At 66.9% G+C, this 16,780-nt stretch carries 17 protein-coding genes; 9 read left to right on the forward strand and 8 right to left on the reverse strand.

Going from position 1 to position 16,780, the window contains the following annotated elements; genetic code table 11:
- From pbpC to F9K20_RS17175, 3 genes are all read left to right on the forward strand, one after another.
- Positions 1 to 2,213: penicillin-binding protein 1C (gene pbpC / locus F9K20_RS17165; protein ID WP_367238381.1), on the forward strand; the 2,213-nt coding region annotated here is incomplete at its 5' end.
- A 36-nt stretch (positions 2,214 to 2,249) separates the two neighbouring features.
- On the forward strand, positions 2,250 to 3,317 hold the full coding sequence (locus tag F9K20_RS17170) for a poly(3-hydroxybutyrate) depolymerase (RefSeq protein WP_291004635.1): 1,068 nt from the start codon (positions 2,250 to 2,252) through the stop codon (positions 3,315 to 3,317).
- Positions 3,318 to 3,474: 157 nt separating this feature from the next.
- Complete coding sequence (locus F9K20_RS17175) at positions 3,475 to 4,428, forward strand: hypothetical protein (RefSeq protein ID WP_291004638.1); 954 nt, start codon at positions 3,475 to 3,477, stop codon at positions 4,426 to 4,428.
- A gap of 12 nt (positions 4,429 to 4,440) precedes the next feature.
- Here the strand turns inward: F9K20_RS17175 and F9K20_RS17180 are convergent, their stop codons facing one another.
- The 6 genes from F9K20_RS17180 to argH form a co-directional block, all read right to left on the reverse strand.
- Positions 4,441 to 5,154, reverse strand: coding sequence for a hypothetical protein (locus F9K20_RS17180; RefSeq protein WP_291004640.1), 714 nt, complete (start codon positions 5,152 to 5,154; stop codon positions 4,441 to 4,443).
- Positions 5,155 to 5,236: 82 nt separating this feature from the next.
- The gene (locus F9K20_RS17185; protein WP_291004643.1) at positions 5,237 to 7,840 is read right to left on the reverse strand and encodes a TIGR02302 family protein; all 2,604 of its coding nucleotides are present in this window, start codon (positions 7,838 to 7,840) and stop codon (positions 5,237 to 5,239) included.
- A gap of 168 nt (positions 7,841 to 8,008) precedes the next feature.
- Positions 8,009 to 8,245, reverse strand: a complete 237-nt coding sequence (locus tag F9K20_RS17190; protein WP_291004646.1) for a hypothetical protein — start codon at positions 8,243 to 8,245, stop codon at positions 8,009 to 8,011.
- A gap of 93 nt (positions 8,246 to 8,338) precedes the next feature.
- Positions 8,339 to 9,607, reverse strand: coding sequence for a diaminopimelate decarboxylase (gene lysA, locus F9K20_RS17195; RefSeq protein ID WP_291004647.1), 1,269 nt, complete (start codon positions 9,605 to 9,607; stop codon positions 8,339 to 8,341).
- Between the two features lie 28 nt (positions 9,608 to 9,635).
- A complete protein-coding gene (locus tag F9K20_RS17200) occupies positions 9,636 to 9,857 on the reverse strand; it encodes a lipoprotein (RefSeq protein ID WP_291004650.1) in 222 nt (73 codons plus the stop codon).
- A gap of 93 nt (positions 9,858 to 9,950) precedes the next feature.
- Positions 9,951 to 11,336 carry an argininosuccinate lyase gene (argH, locus tag F9K20_RS17205; RefSeq protein ID WP_291004792.1) on the reverse strand — a complete coding sequence of 462 codons (1,386 nt, stop codon included), beginning with the start codon at positions 11,334 to 11,336 and terminating at the stop codon, positions 9,951 to 9,953.
- A 77-nt stretch (positions 11,337 to 11,413) separates the two neighbouring features.
- Here argH and F9K20_RS17210 point away from each other — a divergent pair, with 77 nt between their 5' ends.
- Positions 11,414 to 12,058, forward strand: a complete 645-nt coding sequence (locus F9K20_RS17210) for a TlpA disulfide reductase family protein (protein ID WP_291004653.1) — start codon at positions 11,414 to 11,416, stop codon at positions 12,056 to 12,058.
- A 5-nt stretch (positions 12,059 to 12,063) separates the two neighbouring features.
- On the opposite strand, the gene F9K20_RS17215 is transcribed toward F9K20_RS17210, so the two are convergent.
- Positions 12,064 to 12,534, reverse strand: a complete 471-nt coding sequence (locus F9K20_RS17215; protein WP_291004657.1) for a hypothetical protein — start codon at positions 12,532 to 12,534, stop codon at positions 12,064 to 12,066.
- A gap of 207 nt (positions 12,535 to 12,741) precedes the next feature.
- Between F9K20_RS17215 and dapD the strand changes: the two genes are divergently transcribed.
- The 5 genes from dapD (at position 12,742) to F9K20_RS17240 (ending at position 16,431) form a co-directional block, all read left to right on the forward strand.
- The gene (dapD, locus tag F9K20_RS17220; RefSeq protein ID WP_291004795.1) at positions 12,742 to 13,584 is read left to right on the forward strand and encodes a 2,3,4,5-tetrahydropyridine-2,6-dicarboxylate N-succinyltransferase; all 843 of its coding nucleotides are present in this window, start codon (positions 12,742 to 12,744) and stop codon (positions 13,582 to 13,584) included.
- A gap of 14 nt (positions 13,585 to 13,598) precedes the next feature.
- Complete coding sequence (locus F9K20_RS17225; protein WP_291004660.1) at positions 13,599 to 14,327, forward strand: hypothetical protein; 729 nt, start codon at positions 13,599 to 13,601, stop codon at positions 14,325 to 14,327.
- Positions 14,328 to 14,335: 8 nt separating this feature from the next.
- On the forward strand, positions 14,336 to 14,800 hold the full coding sequence (locus tag F9K20_RS17230; protein ID WP_291004663.1) for a DUF805 domain-containing protein: 465 nt from the start codon (positions 14,336 to 14,338) through the stop codon (positions 14,798 to 14,800).
- Positions 14,797 to 15,966, forward strand: a complete 1,170-nt coding sequence (dapE, locus tag F9K20_RS17235) for a succinyl-diaminopimelate desuccinylase (RefSeq protein WP_291004666.1) — start codon at positions 14,797 to 14,799, stop codon at positions 15,964 to 15,966. Before F9K20_RS17230 ends, dapE begins: the two co-directional genes overlap by 4 nt.
- A 111-nt stretch (positions 15,967 to 16,077) precedes the next feature.
- On the forward strand, positions 16,078 to 16,431 hold the full coding sequence (locus F9K20_RS17240) for a Crp/Fnr family transcriptional regulator (protein ID WP_291004669.1): 354 nt from the start codon (positions 16,078 to 16,080) through the stop codon (positions 16,429 to 16,431).
- Here F9K20_RS17240 and F9K20_RS17245 read toward each other — a convergent pair.
- Positions 16,428 to 16,706: a 2TM domain-containing protein gene (locus F9K20_RS17245; RefSeq protein ID WP_291004671.1), complete on the reverse strand. Its 279-nt coding sequence runs from the start codon at positions 16,704 to 16,706 to the stop codon at positions 16,428 to 16,430. The genes F9K20_RS17240 and F9K20_RS17245 overlap by 4 nt on opposite strands.
- Positions 16,707 to 16,780 lie beyond the last annotated feature (74 nt).

Raw genomic sequence — 16,780 nt, forward strand, 5'->3', positions numbered from 1 at the left:
CCCCCAACCCCTCCCCACAAAGGGGGAGGGGAGTAGGGCTGCGATTGCCGCGGCTGCCGAGTACACGTCGGCAGCGCGTCGCGCGCTGGATCACGATGGGTGCCGGCGGTTTGGTCGGCGTCGCTGCCGTGAGCGCTGCCGGCGGCTATGTCGCGATCGACCGGTTGGGCCCACCGAACCTTGCGCAGGCGGAGCAGGTCTCGACCACCGTGCTCGACCGGCGCAACCGACTGCTGCGCGCCTTCACCACGCCCGATGGCCGCTGGCGCCTACCCATCGAGGTGAGCGACGTCGATCAGCGCTACCTCGCCATGCTCATGGCCTTCGAGGACAAGCGCTTCTATGAGCACGGCGGTGTCGACATGCGCTCGCTGGCGCGAGCAGCGTTACAGCTCGTCGAGAACCGCCGCATCGTCTCCGGCGGCTCGACGCTAACCATGCAGGTCGCACGCCTCATCGAGGGTCGCTACGAGCGCTCGGGCAGCGCCAAGGTGCGCCAGATCGTCGGCGCTCTGCGCCTCGAGCATCACCTCTCGAAGCAGCAGATCCTGGCCCTCTACCTGCGCCTCGCCCCGTTCGGCGGCAACATCGAGGGCGTGCGCGCGGCCTCGCTCGCCTACTTCGGCAAGGAGCCGCGCCGTCTGTCGGTCGGCGAGGCGGCGCTGCTCGTCGCCCTGCCGCAGTCGCCCGAGTGGCGGCGCCCCGACCGCAACCCGCGTGCGGCGCGCATCGCCCGCGACCGCGTGCTGCAGCGGGCGGCGGAAGAGGGCGTGATCACCACCGCGGAAGCAAGTCGCGCCGCCCAGGAGCCGGTGCCGGTCGGGCGCCGCGCCTTCCCCAAGCTCGCCCCGCACCTCGCCGAGGCCGAGGTGATGGCGCAGCCGAAGGAGACGATCCACCGCCTGACCATCGACCGCGCGGTGCAGCGGGCGCTCGAGGGCCTCGCCGAGGAGCAGACCAAGCTGCTGGGCCAGAAGCTGTCGGCCGCCATCCTGGCCGTCGACCATACGACCGGCGAGGTTATCGCCCACGTCGGCTCGGCGGGCTATCTCGACGATGCTCGCTTCGGCGCCATCGACATGGCGATCGCCATGCGCTCGCCCGGCTCCACGTTGAAACCCTTCATCTACGGTCTCGCCTTCGAGGCTGGCCTTGCGCACCCTGAGACGCTCATCGAGGACCGCGCCGTGCGCTTCGGCAACTATGCGCCGAAGAACTTCGACGAGGACTTTCACGGCACGGTGACCATCCGCGATGCCCTGGCGCAATCCCTCAACATCCCGGCGGTGAAGGTGCTGGCGGCGGTTGGCCCAGGCAAGGTCGCCGGCCGCTTCAGAAAGGTCGGCGTCGAGCCGGCCTTCCCCGACAAGAGCTTGCCGACGCTGGCCATGGCGCTCGGGGGCGTCGGGCTGACGCTACGCGACGTTGCGACGCTCTACGCGGGACTGGCGCGCGGCGGCGACGTCGTCCCGCTGATGCATCGACGTGCCGACGTGGCCACAGCGGCGAAGGCATTGCTTCACGGGAAACAACCGCCGCGCCGGCTGCTGCTGTCACCCCTTGCGGCGTGGTACATTTCCGACATCCTGAAGGATGCACCACCACCAACCAACGCCAAATCGGGCCGTTTCGCGTACAAGACCGGCACCTCGTACGGCTATCGCGATGCCTGGGCGATCGGCTACGACGGCAAGTACACTGTCGCCGTGTGGGTCGGACGCCCCGACGGCGCCTCGACGCCGGGACTCTCGGGGCGGCTCGCCGCCGCGCCGATCCTGTTCGACGCTTTCGCCCGCCTCGGCGACAAGCGCGCCGCGCTTCCCTCGGCACCCGCGGGCGCCCTGCGCGTCACCGGCTCCGAACTGCCACCGCCGCTGAAGCGCTTCCGCGAGGGCGGCGAGATCGCGCAGGGGCCGTTCCTGGAACCGCGCGTGCTCATCGCCTTCCCGCCCGACCGCGCCGAGGTCGAGACCGAGGGGGACGATCCATTGTTGCTGAAGGCCAGCGGCGGGGTGCTACCGCTCACCTGGCTCGTTAACGGTGCGCCGATCAGCTCTGACCCGCGCGCCCGGCAGGTCGTGTGGCAGCCCGACGGCAGTGGCTTCGTCAAGCTTTCCGTGGTCGACGCCAGGGGTCGCGTTGATCGCGTCACCGTCAGGCTCAAGACTTCGAGCGAGCTCGCGACGATGGCGGGCGATGGGCAGAAGCGGTAGTCTCGTCGCATGAGATTCCGCAGCGGCGCGAGCGCAATGAAACGACGCCCGATCCCCATCGTTCTATTGGCACTCGCCGCAACTCTCGGCGGCTGCAGCGAGCAGCCGGCCGCCGATCTACCGGCTCTCGAAGCACAGCGCGACGCAACGTCGGTCTCCGGGATTTCGTCCGGCGCCTACATGGCCGGGCAGTTCGAGATGGCGCACGCCAAGGACGTCGTTGGTGCCGCGATCATTGCCGGCGGTCCGTATGGTTGCTCGGAAAGCCTCTATGCCGACGTCATCCCAGGCCCGGGAACGGCGCTGCTCAACCTGACCAAGGCCATCAACGGCTGCATGCTCAATGCGCTGCAGGCGTTCGGCGTCCCCAACCCGGCGCTGCTCGCGGAGCGTGCCGAGCGGCTCGCCGAGCACAACCGCATCGACCCCATCGCGGATGTGAAGGCTGACCGCATCTATCTCTTCACGGGCAAGAACGACACCACCGTGGTGCCGGCTATCGTCGATGCGGCGCGCAAGTTCTACGAGGATATCGGGGTGCCGGCGTCGCAGATCCTCTACGTGTCCGACATCCCTGCCGGGCATGCTTTCGTTACCGCCGACCGGGGCCCCGAGTGCGATCACACCGGCAAGCCGTACATTGTCGACTGCAACTACGACCAAGCCGGCGCGCTGCTCGGCCAGATCTACGGCTCGCTCAGCGCCCCGGCCGAGCAGATGACCGGCCAATTCCAGGTATTCGACCAAGACGCCTTCACCGAGGGTCTTTCCAACCACGGGCTCAGCGATGACGGCCTCGTCTACGTGCCGCAAGCTTGCCAGACCAACGCCGGCTGCCGCGTGCACATTGCATTTCACGGCTGTGGACAAAACCGAACCTTCGTCGGCGACGCTTTCGCGCGTGATTCGGGCTATGCCCGCTGGGCCGACACCAACAACTTGATCGTTCTCTTTCCGCAGACGGCGGCGACGCCGCTGAACCCGCAGGGCTGCTGGGACTGGTGGGGGTACACCGGGCCGGACTATCTGACGCGCGACGCCCCGCAGATCACCGCCGTCTACCGCATGCTGGAGCGGCTTTCGGCGCCGCGTACATCGTCCTGAACCGCATCATCGGGGCCGCGTCATCGGGGCCGCGTCAACGGGGCACACCGGAGGCAGGCCGCGGTGAATTGGCGCCGCAGTGCGTCTCGCTTACTTTGCCGCGGGGCACTGCAGCCCGCGCAGCGGCGCAATGAGAACAACCGGGGGGAACGTGCCGATGGCGGAACTACTCACACTCGGCTGGGTGCCTGCCGGCGCAGGCGCACCAAGCCGACGCCGCTGGGATGCAGTGGCAGCGTTCGCCGCCGCGCTTCTGCTTACTGCGCAGGCCGCTGCCGGTGTCCTCGAGCAGGCGCGCGTGGATAATGAGCCGGCGCATGCCGATCGCCGCGGTGGCGGCGACAGCTCCTCCGCTGCCCTCGGCCGCGAAACGGTGATCGGCGCCTTCACCGGCGCCCCGTACAATTATCCGAGCGCCGCGCGGGTCGAGAACCCGAACGCGACGGGCGCCACCGATTTCACCATCGACCCGATCAACTGGTACACCGACCCGTTCAAGAGCCCGATCTACTACGGCGCGCGTGTCGCCCAGTGGTTCGCCGGCGGCAAGACCGGCGCCGGTATCGACTTCATCCACTCGAAGGCGATCGCGCCGCTCGAGGAGGAGGCCAGCTTCTCCGGCACCCTCGACGGTCAGCCGTTGCCGCCGCGCGCGCGCATCAAGGACATCGTCAGCAAGCTCGAGTTCTCGCACGGCCACAACATGCTGCTGCTCAACGGGCTGTTGCGGCTGCCGGGCATCGGCGCACGCGTCAGCCCCTATGTCGGCGCCGGCGCCGGCGTGCTGCTGCCGCACACGGAGTTCGAGCTGGCCAACGGCAGCCGGCCGCGCACGTACGAATACAACTACGCTGGCCCGGCGGGGCAGGCGCTGCTGGGAGTCGAGCTGCGGCTCGCCAAGCTGTCGTTGTTCATCGAGTACAAGTTCACCTACGCGCACTATGGCGCGCCGCTGAGCGAGGTCGAAGGCAGCTGGCTGCCGGTCGATCTGTGGCGGCAGGCGAAGCGCTGGCTCAGCGGCGCGCCGGCACCCGGCGGCCGCATCTCGACAGAGATCGTCAGCCATCAAGTCGTCAGCGGCCTCGCCGTGCGCCTCGCCCCGGCGCGCTGACGAGCCGGCGGCTCAGCCCCTGCACATGGCCGTGCATCCCGGCGCCGGCGCCAGATATATCGGCCGGGAATCCTGGGGCTGAATGTCCCCGATCGTTTCCGTGATGATGCCGCTCTTGGCATCCCACAGGTCTCGCCCGGTCTGCCAGTAGCCGTCGTTGTTCTCGATGACCTCTTTGAGGCGCGCCAGCCATTTGGGTGATACCCCCGCCGGCGCGTAGTAGCGATTGAGGAAACCCGCCACCGAGTAGGTGCCGGGTCCGGCGGTCAGCACCGCGTCGACACTACCTGTGAGCTGGTATCGCCACGTGCGGTGAAAGAACCACAGGCTGCTCGTGGCGGCGCGGCGCCGGTCGGCGGCGAGGAAGACAGGAATGCAGGCGGAAGCGCACGTTGCGCCCTGCTCGACCAGCGTGGTGAGTTCGTGCGTCGTCTTGATGTGGTGCAGGACGCCAATGGTCGCAGCCATGTAATCGGTGCGGCCGCCACACGACTGCAGTGAGAGCTCGACCGATTTCGTTCGCCGCTTGTGGGCTTCAAACGCGGCGTCTATGGCCGGGGCCATCCTTGCGTTGACCTTGCCGACCCAGCTGAGAAGCAGCGTGTCCCCGTCGGCGGTCTTTGCGGGACGCAGCTCGCCGTCGGCGCAAGCGTCGGCCGCTATGGCTCCCTGCCAAGGCCACGCAAGCAGCATCAAGATGAATAGAACGCCCCGAACGATACGCATCGCGACAACCGACATCGGCCATCACGATGGCGAAATCGCGGTCGCCCGCGTCCAACTTCGCGCATGGTAAATTGGAGAGCGATTAGAAGCGGCGCAGCAGGCGCTCGTAGTAGTCGAGCTCCTGCATCGGCCGCGCCGGCTGCGCGAGGCGGCGGCGCAGCTCCTCGAGGATCTCGCGCGCCCGCTGCATATCGATCTCGTCCGGCACCTTCACCGAGTTGCCGGCGTCAGGACCCTGGAAGCGCTGCGGACGGCCGAGCGGATCGCGCGGCTGATCGCCGTTCTGGCCGTAGCGCGAGGCGCCATCCTTGGCCATGCCCTCGGCCATCTTCTGCGCGCCCTGGCGCATCTGGTCGAGCGCCTCCGACTGATCGCCCAGCGCGGTGTTGGTGTCGCCCTCTTCAAGCGCACGCTGCGCGTTCTCCATGGCGTCGCGCGCCCTGTTGAGCTCGTCCTGCCCGGCGCCCAGCTCCTCGAGCTCGCGGCGCAGCTTTTCAAGCTCCTCCTTCAGCGCTTGCTGCTGCTGGCTGAGGCCCTTGCCCTGCTGGCCGCGCTGCCCTTGCTGGCCCTGCTGGCCTTCCTGTCCGGGCATACCTTGACCCTGCTGGCTCTGGCTCTGCCGCTGGCCATTCTCGCCCGGCATGGTCCCGCCCGGCTGCTGCTGCTGGCGGCGATTTTCGCGATAGGTATCGTCCATCAGCCGCTGCTGCTGGCCAACGAGGCCGCCGAGCTCGTCGAGCTTCTTCTGCATCTGGCGCCCGCGCTCGGCCTGCTCCTTGGAGATCTGCCCGGACTGCAGGCGCTCCAAGAGATCGCGCAACTGGCTCAGCATCTGCTGCGCCTGATCGCGCGAGCCAGCCTTGGTCATGTCCTCGAGGTTCTTCATCATCTGGTCGAGGTCTTGCTGGCTCAGCTGCTGGTTCTGCTGATCGAGCCCCTCGGGAGGAGCCTGATCCTGCGCGTTCTTGGTCAGCTGCTCGACGTACTTGGACAGCGCCTCGCGCAGCTCCTGCATGAGCTGATCGATCTCGGAATCGGGCGCGCCCTTCTCCAGCGCGTCGGCGAGCTTGTCCTGCGCCTCCTTCAATGCCTTCTCGGCGTCGGAAAGGTCGCCATCCTCGATGCGTAGCGCCAGCTCCCACATGCCGTCGGTGATGCTCTTGAGACCCTGGCGCGAGGTATCGCGCTCCAGGCCGCGGATAGCGGCGCGCATGCCGAGATAGATCGAGGTCGAGTCGATGAAGCCCTCCGGCTCCAGCGTCAGCGCTTCGAGGGCGCGCTTGACGAGCGGAACATAGCGCGGGTCATCGAGCAGCTTGGCACGCTGCTCGACGACGGCGCGGGCCAGCGGCTTTTCGAACTGACGCTGCGGCAGAACGAGCTTCATCGGCTTGGAGCGCCCGACGTTGCCGGCAAGGTCCTTGGCTTCGAGCGTCAGGATGACCTCGCGCCCGGCATAGGGATGCGGGCCGAAGTCGATGTAGGTCTGCGCCTCCTTCTGCGACGGACGCGGCAGGCGCAAGGCGATCTCGGGCGGGCGCTCGTAGGGCGGGCGCGGGCCTTTCAGCACCTGCGGCTGCGCCCACGCCTTCTTCGGATCGACGGGCTTCTCGGCGCTGCGGTCACGCTTCACGTCGGCGTTGGCGGAGACGACGCCGTAGTCGTCCTCGGCCGAGTAGGTGAGCTTCATCGAGCCGCGGCGCGTGCGCTCGGGCTGCTTGGTGATGGCGACAACGGGCGGCTTGTCCGGCTTCACGTAGAACGCCCAGCGCGCCAGCTCCGAGCCGCCCGACAAGACGCGGATCTCGGCCGAGGAGCGCATCTCATAGCGGATCTCGGCGATGTCGCTGCTCGGCGCCGACGACTTGCCCGCCTCCGGTTGCTTGGCTTCGATCAGCTTGCGCTCGGTCGAGCCCTCGGCGAACACCTCGAGCGAGGGCGCGCCGAGCCCTTTGCCGCTGGTGCGCACAATGAGCACGCTGCGCTCCGGCACCTCCACGAGCTTCGGCTGCGACGTGGTCGAGGCAGGACCGCGGGCGCCGTCGGCCAACATGAGCGGCGGCTTGCCGGTGTAGGACGGCGGCGTCACCCACGCGTCGAGGCGCGCCTCGGCGAGGGCAATCATCGAGTTGAAGCGGAACGCCGAGCGTAGGCGATCGGAAGCGCTGTCGCCGACGAGGGCGAGCAACGCCACGACGCCGAGGACCAGCAGGGCTCGCAGCGCGATCGGGTCCTGGCGGTCGGCGCGCGGATGCGGCGGCCCGACGCGCAGCCTAGCGAGCGCCGAGGCGAGACGGGCGCGGTGCGCCTGCCAAATGGCGGCGGTGCGCGGATCATCCGCGTTGGCGGTGACCGTATCCTCGTAGGACGAGGCGGGTCGATGCGGCACGCCGGAGACGCGCTCGATGCGCCGCACCGCCTCCTCGTGGGTGGGGAACGGCACGCGCACGGCGTAAAGCAGCGCGGCGATGCCGGCGACTGCGAAGGCGGCGAGAACGACGTAGTGGGCGGGGTCGGGCAACAGGGGCCATAGGCCGGCGAGCGAAGCCAGCAGGAACAGACCGGCGAGGCCGAGGATCAGCCACATGCGCGGCCACAGGCGCTCGAACAGCAGCGCCCAGCGGCTAGCGCGCACCTTGCGTGCGAACTTGGCGTCGACGGGGGAGGCGGCCTTCGGCTCCGACATCCTCAAACGATAGCCGGAACATTGCGGCCGGCCTAGCGGCGCGCCGTCGCGACTGGATTAAAATTTGGTCATCAATCGCGGGACCTGGGGGAATGAGCGATGCTGTATCGCAGATATCACGAGCGCGGCCGTTATGAATGTCACCCGATTGCCCTACGCCGGCGTGGGCTAGTTCCGCTTGCGGAAGATGAACGCCCGCTGCGCGTCATCCTTGGTCACGGTGCAGTCGACGTCATCGGCGAACGCGCGCAGGTTGGCCAATGCTCTTGGGTGAATGTCACAACCGATCATGCCGGGCGGGAAGACGTCGCCGATCTGATCGAACCGCAGCCTGTACGTCGCACCCGGCCGCAGTCCGAAGATCGTCTGGCGGATGATCATGCGATAGGGTTGCTGGTCGCTCATACGCGCAGCCCTCGTAAAGGCCGGAATGGACAAGCGCTCTAACTTGCCCACATTACTCCATCGCTACAAGAGGATCGGCGCTGGAGGCGCGCCTCAAGTTAACCAGGAGGGCACGCGGTCGAGGGCGATGAGCGCTTCAGCCCCGAAGCGCGGACGCACGACGGCAAAGTTTGCGCCGTTCACCAGCACCTCCGGAACCAAGGGACGCGTGTTGTAGCTCGACGACATTACGGCGCCGTAGGCACCCGCCGTCATGACAGCGAGAAGATCGCCACCCTGCAGCGGCGGCAGCTTGCGGTCGAGCGCCAGATAGTCGCCCGTTTCGCACACCGGCCCGACGATGTCCTGCACGATGGCTGGCATCGCCGCCTTGGCTTCCTGCACCGGCCAAATCTCATGCTGCGCCTCGTACAGCGTCGGGCGGATCAGATCGTTCATCGCCGCGTCGACGACGGTGAAGGTCTTGTCGACACCCTCCTTGGTGTAGATCACGCGGGTGACGAGCACGCCGGCGTTGCCGACGATCACGCGCCCCGGCTCCATGACGATCTTGAGCTTCAAGTCGCCGAGCTGCTCTTTCACCACCGCCGCATACGCCGACGGCAGCGGTGCCACCTCGCCCTCCGACATGTACGGCACCCCGAGGCCGCCGCCGATGTCGAGGTGCTTGAGCTTGTGCCCGTCGGCGATCAGCGCCTCGGCGAGCTCGCGCATCAGGCGGAAAGCGTTGCGGAACGGCTCCAAGTCGGTGATCTGGCTGCCGATGTGCATGTGAATGCCGGTGACGGCGATGCCCGGCAGCTTGGCGGCCTGTGCATAGAGCTCACGCGCCTGCCCGTACGGAATGCCGAACTTGTTCTCGGCCTTGCCGGTGGAGATCTTGGCGTGCGTCTTGGCGTCGACGTCGGGGTTGACGCGCAGGGCAATGCGCGCGGTATGGCCGATGCCGGCCGCCACCTCGCTCAGCGCGCGCAGCTCCGGCTCGCTCTCGACGTTGAAGCCGAGGATGCCCTGCTGCAGCGCGTAGGCCATCTCCTCGCGCGTCTTGCCGACGCCGGCAAAGATGATCTTGCCGGCCGGAACGCCAGCGGCGAGCGCGCGCCGCAGCTCGCCCTCGGAAACGACGTCCATGCCGGCCCCGAGCTGGGCAAGCGTCTTCAGCACTGCCTGGTTGGAGTTGGCCTTGACGGCGAAGCAGATGAGCGCGTCCTGCCCCGCGAACGCTTCCGTCAGCACACGGTAATGCCGCTCCAACGTCGCCGTCGAATAGCAATAGAAGGGCGTCCCCACCTCGACGGCGAGCCGCGCGAGTGACACGTCCTCGGCGCAAAGGACGCCGTCCTTGTAGTGGAAGTGATGCATGGCGGGCTTCTTTAGCCCTAGATTCGGCTTAGCGCAGCAGCGGATCGAGGACGAAGCCCTCGTGCGGCTTGGGCGGAGCGGCCGAATCCGGCTGCGTGCCGGTGGCCTCGGCCGATTTAGCGGTACCGGTCGCCTTGGCGCTCGGCGGGGGGTCGAGCGAGCCGCGCACGCCGCAGCCACCGAACCCGAGGCACAGCCCGGCCGCCAGCAAGGCGCCAGCCATCGCCTTCGGTGTCAACGATACGCGCATGTCCCCGACAACCCCACACTGGCAAAACAGCAGCAATGCCAAGGCACTCCTCCGCTGAGGCGGAACTGAGGCGCCCGGCCGTAGCTGGCATATCTAGCCCCTGGCCGGGCCCTTTTCCAACCGCTTCCGCCAGGCGGAGGCCATTTTGGCGACGTTCTGTGGCGCAGTTCCCCCATGGCTGACCCGGCTCTTCACCGAGTTCTGCGGGCTCAGAATCGAGAAAACATCGGCGGTTATGCGCGGCTCGACCGCCTGCATGGCGGCGAGCGACAACTTATCCAGAGCTAGATTTTGGGCCTCTGCCGCGGCGACGATGCGCCCGGTGACGTGGTGGGCGTCACGGAACGGCATTTCCAGCACCCTCACCAGCCAGTCGGCAAGGTCGGTGGCGGTCGAATAGCCGCCCGCCGCCGCTGCCAGCATCGCCGCTGCCTGCGGCTGCATATCCTCGACCATGCCGGTCGTCGCCGCGACGGCGAGGCCAAGGCTGTCGAGGGCGTCGAAGGCGACCTCCTTGTCCTCCTGCATGTCCTTCGAATAGGCGAGCGGCAGCCCCTTCATGACGATCAAGAGGCTCTGGAAAGCCCCGGCGATGCGCCCCACCTTGGCGCGCGTTAGCTCGGCGGCGTCGGGGTTGCGCTTCTGCGGCATGATGGAGGAGCCGGTGGTGAACTTATCGCTGAGCTTGATGAAGCCGAACTGCGGCGTCGTCCACAGGACGACCTCCTCGGCGAAGCGTGACAAGTGCACGGCGCAGATCGCAGCGGCGGCCAGCGTCTCGAGCACGAAGTCGCGGTCGGAGACGGCATCGAGCGAGTTGTCGGTCGGCTTGTCGAAGCCGAGGGCCTTCGCCGTCGCCTGCCGATCGATGGGGAACGAGGTTCCAGCAAGCGCCGCCGAGCCGAGCGGGCACTCGTTGAGCCGCGCGCGCGCGTCGGCAAGGCGGCCGCGGTCACGGCTGAGCATCTCGACGTAGGCGAGAAGATGATGCCCGAACGTGACCGGTTGTGCCGGCTGCAGATGCGTGAAGCCCGGCATGACGGTCGCCGCATGCGCCTCAGCCTTGCGCACCAGCGCCAGTTGCAGGCCGGCGAGTGCTTCATCGAGCGCGTCGATGCGCTCGCGCACGTAAAGCCGGAAGTCCGTCGCTACCTGATCGTTGCGCGAGCGCGCCGTGTGCAGGCGGCCGGCCGGCGTGCCGATCACCTCCTTCAAGCGGCTCTCGACGTTCATGTGCACGTCTTCGAGCGCGCGCGAGAATACCAGCTTGCCGCTGTCGATCTCGGCCGCGACGGCATCGAGACCCTTGATGATCGCGGCCGCGTCTTCCTTGTCGATGATGCCCGCCTCGGCCAGCATGGCAGCGTGCGCCTTGGAGGCGCGGATGTCCTGCGGTGCAAGCCGCTTGTCGAAGCCGATGGAGGTGTTTATCTCCTCCATGATCTCGGCGGGCGAGGCCGTGAAACGACCGCCCCACATGCGGTTAGCAGACTTGTCCGTCACGGCTTTCATGCTCCGTCAGGGGCCGGTCGATGGTACTCGGCGAAAGAAGGCATATGAGCGAGCAGCCGCAGCTACCGAAGCTCAACCGCTCGTTGATCTACGCGTGGGTCGCCGCGCTAGCAGCGGTGGTGGCATTCGCGGGGGTATACGTCACGTTGGGCCAGCCTGACAATCAAGCGCCGTCCGGGCCGGCCACCGAATCGTCGGTGTCCGAGGCCAAGTCGGGGGTGCACCCGCTCGCCACCGGCGCCATGACGACCTTCGTGTTCAAGCCGCAGCCCGAAGCCCTGCCAGATATCCGATTTCTTAACGGCGACGGCGCCGAGGTGGGCCTCGATGACTTTCGCGGCAAGGTGGTGCTGCTCAACGTATGGGCGACATGGTGCGCCCCCTGCCGCGAGGAGATGCCGGCCCTCGACAAGCTGCAGGCCGAGCTCGGCTCCGACAAATTTCAGGTCGTGGCGCTGGCGGTCGACAAGTCCGGCATCGACGGGGCGAAAAAGTTCCTGAGCGGCATCAAGGTGGACAAGCTGGGTGCCTACGCCGACCCGACGGCCAAGGAAGGCACTCGTCTCAAAGTGATCGGCATGCCGACGACGATCCTGATCGACAAGGAGGGCCGCGAGATCGGGCGCCTCATCGGCCCGGCCAAGTGGGACAGTGCCGACGCCAAGCGCCTGATCGAGGCGCAGCGTTAGAAGCCCTAGAAGATGAAATGCGAGGCGAGCGCCATGGCGGCGACGGCCAGCGCGCCGAAGAACAGCACCTCGTTGCGGCGCGCGGCGAACTCGGCCCGCTCGATATCCATCTGCAGCGTGCTGAGCTCGGCCAGCTTGCGGTTCACGGGCTCGAACGATCTGTAGGTCAGCCCGGCGAAGGTGCTCCTATCGCCCTCGATCGCGTCCAGACGAGCTTTGAGGTCCTTGCAGCAGCGTTGCAGGTCGGTGATCTTGTAGTCGCGCGAATTCTTCAGGGTCTCCTCGAAGGCTTGGAAGCGCCGCGTGCGGTTCGCCTCCTCGGCCATTTCGACGACGGTCGCCTTCGATCTCTCCAGCTCGCGCTCGAGCCGGGCTATGTTGGCGGTGATACGGTCAAGCTGCACCGCGGCCTCGGCGACGAAGCCATCGCGGCCAACCCACTTCCCACTCGCACCGGATGGAGTTACCGCAACCACTCGCTCGCCCTGCAACACAACGCACCCCCCGACCACGCCACTCACTGCCACAACTTTCTGCAGTATGGCCAATGGGGTTTAACGGCACGTATCCAATTGAAGCGATGAACGAGAGAAAGTGTTCACATTGACAGTATTTTGCACGCGGGCGACAACGCGGGCCGCCAAGTTAAGTGTGACGAACCGAGGGGCCCGATGTCAGCCAACGTGAACACCGCCGAGTTGCAGAGCGCGATCGAGGCCATCTGGGAGGAGCGCCAGGGCATTTCTCCGGGAACGACTGGCGTCGTCCGTGACACGGTGGAGAAGGCGCTCGGCCTGCTCGACAAGGGCGAGGTGCGCGTGGCCGAGAAGGGCTCTGGCGGCTGGGTCGTCAACCAGTGGCTGAAGAAGGCAGTACTTCTGTCGTTCCGGCTGAGCGACATGGCCGCCATCTCCGGCGCCCCCGGCGGCGCCTCCTGGTGGGACAAGGTGCCCTCCAAATTCGCCGGCATGACACCGGACGACTTCCGCCGCGCCGGCTTCCGCGCTGTGCCCGGCTCGATCGTGCGCCGCTCGGCCCACATCGCTCCCAACGTCGTCTTGATGCCGTCGTTCGTGAACCTTGGCGCCTATGTCGACGAGGGGACGATGGTCGACACCTGGGCGACCGTCGGCTCCTGCGCGCAGATCGGCAAGAACTGCCACATCTCCGGCGGCGCCGGCATCGGCGGCGTGCTGGAGCCGCTGCAGGCCGGCCCCGTGATCGTCGAGGACAACTGCTTCATCGGCGCCCGCGCCGAGGTGGCGGAGGGCGTCGTCGTCGGCGAGGGCTCGGTGCTGTCGATGGGCGTCTATCTCGGCGCCTCGACCACGATCATCGACCGCGCCACCGGCGAGAAGCACTTCGGCAAGGTGCCGCCGTACTCGGTCGTCGTCTCCGGCTCCATGGCCGGCAAGCCGCTGCCCGACGGCTCCCCGGGACCGAACCTTTATTGCGCCGTCATCGTCAAGCAGGTCGACGCCAAGACGCGCGCCAAGACCTCCATCAACGAGCTGTTGCGCGACTAGATGAGCGTTCGGCCATGTACACGCTCGATCCGGATAAGATCATCGCGACGCTGCAGACGCTCGAGCAGCGCATCGGCGAGCGGTTTCCGGGGTCGGGCCTGCTGAGGGTCAGCGGCCAGCTCACGCGCATCGCCCGTGCCGCCACTGCAAATATCGCCCGCATCGCTCGCGCCAACGTGCCGCTGCGCGCGGCCGTAGCGTGCCTCCTCGGGCTGGCCGGTGCAATGATCGTCTGGTTCGTGGTCAAGGCCCTTGACCTCGAAACCTCCACCGAGCTGACAAGCATCGTGCAGGGTGTAGATGCCAGCGTCAGCCTGCTGCTCGTGCTGGGCGGCGCCGCCTTCTACCTTTCCACTCTCGAAAGCCGCTGGCGCCGCGACGCCGCGCTCGCCGCCCTGCACGAGTTCCGCTCCATCGTGCACGTCATCGACATGCACCAGCTCACCAAGGATCCGACCGCTCTCGGGGCGCCACGCACGTCGTCCTCGCCGGAGCGGTCCATGAGCAAGATCGAGCTGTTGCGCTATCTCAGCTACTGCTCGGAGCTATTATCGCTTTCCGGTAAGGTCGCAGCCCTCTACGCGGACAAGCTGCGCGACCCGGTGATCATCGAGGCGGTCGGTGACATCGAACGACTGACGACGGAGCTGAGCCAAAAGATGTGGCAGAAGATCGAGCTGGTGGAAGAGCACATGCATGACCGGCCGCCCAGCTCGTCGCTGGCGCCGAAGATCGGGGCGTAGGTGGCGGCATGGCGCTTCTGATCAATCTTCTGACCAGCCTCAGGGGCCGCATCAACCGTGCCAAGTGGTGGCTTGGCCTCGCCATCATCGGCATTACCAATGTGCTCGGCGGCCTGCTGCTCAACCCGGATTTCTTCACCGCCGAAGAGCTGCCACCGCCTTCCGGGCCCGACACCATCTGGCAGATCGCACTGCTGTTGCCGATGACGGCCATCACTGTAAAGCGCTTCAACGATACCGATCGACCGGCCTGGCTGGGCTACCTGTTCGCGCCATTGGGGGTCGTCCTCTATCTCGGGCCGCACGTGCGGCAATGGATCGGGACCGTCGAACCGACGCAGCTGTTGTCCGTGCTGCTGCCGCTCTTCGCCTACTTCCTGTTCGCGTTCATCGATAACGGATTTGTTCGCGGCACCGACGGCCCCAACCGCTACGGTCCCGATCCACTGGCAGGAGCCCCACGGTCCGCATGACGACTGCAACCGATCCCGTGCCCCTCGCCCAAGCGCTGATCCGCTGCGCGAGCGTGACGCCCATCGAGGCCGGCGCGCTGACCCTGCTCGAGGGGGCGCTCGTTCCCGCCGGTTTCGAGTGCCATCGCATGACGTTCTCCGAGCCCGGCTTTCCTGATGTCGAGAACCTCTATGCGCGCCTCGGCAATACGGGCCCCAACCTCTGCTTTGCCGGGCACACCGACGTCGTGCCGCCGGGAAACGTGGACGCCTGGACGGCACCGCCATTTGCCGGACAGATCCGCGACGGCGTGCTCTACGGACGCGGTGCCGTCGACATGAAGGGCGAGATCGCCTGCTTCATCGCCGCTGCGCAACGCTTCCTTGCCCACGGCGGAAGCAGCCTGCCCGGGTCGATCTCGCTGCTCATCACGGGCGACGAGGAGGGTGATAGCGTCAACGGCACCATCAAATTGCTCGACTGGCTGAAGGCGCGCGGCGAGGTGCTGCACGCGTGCATCGTTGGCGAGCCGTCGAGCCGCCACAGCGTCGGCGATGAGATCAAGATCGGGCGCCGCGGCTCGCTCAACGGCGAGATCATCGTCGAGGGCAAGCAGGGCCACGCGGCCTACCCGCATAGCGCTGACAATCCGGTACCGAAGCTGGCGCGTATCATCGATAGGTTGTCCAACCTCAAGCTGGACAACGGCACCGCGCACTTCGAGCCCTCGCACCTCGTCGTCACCGTGATTTCGGTGCCCAACACAGCGAGCAACGTCATCCCGGGCCAAGCCCGGGCGCGCTTCAACGTGCGCTACAACGATGCCCACGATCGCCCGCGTCTGGAGACGCGGCTGCGCGAAGCCTGCGACAAGGCAGCTGCCGAGGTGGGCGCCCGCTACTCGCTGACCTTCTCGGGCACCGGCGACGTGTTCGTTACCAAGCCGGGACCGCTCGTTGAAACTATGCAGGCTGCAGTGCAGGAGATAACGGGAAGAGTCCCCAAGCTGTCGACCAGCGGCGGCACTTCGGATGCGCGCTTTATCAAGGATCACTGCCCGGTCGTCGAGCTCGGTCTCCTTAATGCCACCATTCACCAGGTCGATGAGCACGTGCCGATCGCCGATCTCGAGACACTGACGCGCATTTACGAACGGTTCCTTGCGCTCTACTTCGCGCGCGCTTGAGTGTCGCGCTACCTTGTGTCAGCTGTTGCCAAAAGCTCGGCTCCCATTACACACGCCCATATTTGGCAAGGGGCATCTCGGACTGTGTCGGAAGCGCCATTTGATTTCAGCATGCTCACGCGTCGCGGCATTCCGCTGCGTACCTTTGCCGCCGGCGAGCGCATCTTTCTCGAAGAGGACGCCGGCAATGCGATGTACGTCGTGCGCAGCGGTGCCGTCGACGTCATCAGCTTCGGCAAAGTTCTGGAGCACGTCGGCCCGGGCGGTGTGTTCGGCGAGATGGCGCTGATCGATGACTCGCCCCGCGCCGCCGCGGCACTCGCCAGCCAACCAACCGAGGTCGCCGTCATCGACAAGACGGCGTTCCTGGCCCTGATCGCCGAGGAGCCGGAGTTCGCGCTGCAGATCATGAAATTGATGGCCGAGCGCGTGCGCCGCAAGCCGAGCGGCGTCGGCGAAGCCTAGGCGCCGCCTGGATGGCGCGAGCGCGCCCTGCGCCGCACGCGCTCCTCAGCGGAGAATTTCACCGCCAAGCCATGCGCCAGGATGCCGATGCCCCAGCCGAGCAGCGGCCAGTAGAACCACAGCCGATCGGGCGTCGTCAGCAGATTGATGGCGATGAGGATCGCGTTGACGAGCACGTAGGCGGAGAAGTGGAAGAAGAAGCCCGTGTCGCCGAGCGTCGTATCGGCCACGAACTCCCGCGTCGCCGCGTAACTCCTGGAAAGAAAGTTGGGCATCGGGGTTTTCCTTGTTCGGCGCTCATGTCCGGCCGCGACAGTCTATCACGCCCGCGCAGTGACCGTCTGCCCGC

The organism is Hyphomicrobium sp. (genome assembly GCF_009026145.1).
In the GTDB taxonomy this organism is placed as follows: Bacteria; Pseudomonadota; Alphaproteobacteria; order Rhizobiales; family Hyphomicrobiaceae; genus Hyphomicrobium_A.

Excerpts from the sequence above, each read along its gene's own strand:
- F9K20_RS17170 (WP_291004635.1), top strand. The coding sequence starts at position 2,250 with ATGAAACGACGCCCGATCCCCATCGTTCTATTGGCACTCGCCGCAACT.
- F9K20_RS17175 (WP_291004638.1), top strand. The coding sequence starts at position 3,475 with ATGGCGGAACTACTCACACTCGGCTGGGTGCCTGCCGGCGCAGGCGCA.
- F9K20_RS17180 (WP_291004640.1), bottom strand. The coding sequence starts at position 5,154 with ATGCGTATCGTTCGGGGCGTTCTATTCATCTTGATGCTGCTTGCGTGG.
- F9K20_RS17185 (WP_291004643.1), bottom strand. The coding sequence starts at position 7,840 with ATGTCGGAGCCGAAGGCCGCCTCCCCCGTCGACGCCAAGTTCGCACGC.
- F9K20_RS17190 (WP_291004646.1), bottom strand. The coding sequence starts at position 8,245 with ATGAGCGACCAGCAACCCTATCGCATGATCATCCGCCAGACGATCTTC.
- lysA (WP_291004647.1), bottom strand. The coding sequence starts at position 9,607 with ATGCATCACTTCCACTACAAGGACGGCGTCCTTTGCGCCGAGGACGTG.
- F9K20_RS17200 (WP_291004650.1), bottom strand. The coding sequence starts at position 9,857 with ATGCGCGTATCGTTGACACCGAAGGCGATGGCTGGCGCCTTGCTGGCG.
- argH (WP_291004792.1), bottom strand. The coding sequence starts at position 11,336 with ATGTGGGGCGGTCGTTTCACGGCCTCGCCCGCCGAGATCATGGAGGAG.
- F9K20_RS17210 (WP_291004653.1), top strand. The coding sequence starts at position 11,414 with ATGAGCGAGCAGCCGCAGCTACCGAAGCTCAACCGCTCGTTGATCTAC.
- F9K20_RS17225 (WP_291004660.1), top strand. The coding sequence starts at position 13,599 with ATGTACACGCTCGATCCGGATAAGATCATCGCGACGCTGCAGACGCTC.
- F9K20_RS17230 (WP_291004663.1), top strand. The coding sequence starts at position 14,336 with ATGGCGCTTCTGATCAATCTTCTGACCAGCCTCAGGGGCCGCATCAAC.
- dapE (WP_291004666.1), top strand. The coding sequence starts at position 14,797 with ATGACGACTGCAACCGATCCCGTGCCCCTCGCCCAAGCGCTGATCCGC.
- F9K20_RS17240 (WP_291004669.1), top strand. The coding sequence starts at position 16,078 with ATGCTCACGCGTCGCGGCATTCCGCTGCGTACCTTTGCCGCCGGCGAG.
- F9K20_RS17245 (WP_291004671.1), bottom strand. The coding sequence starts at position 16,706 with ATGCCCAACTTTCTTTCCAGGAGTTACGCGGCGACGCGGGAGTTCGTG.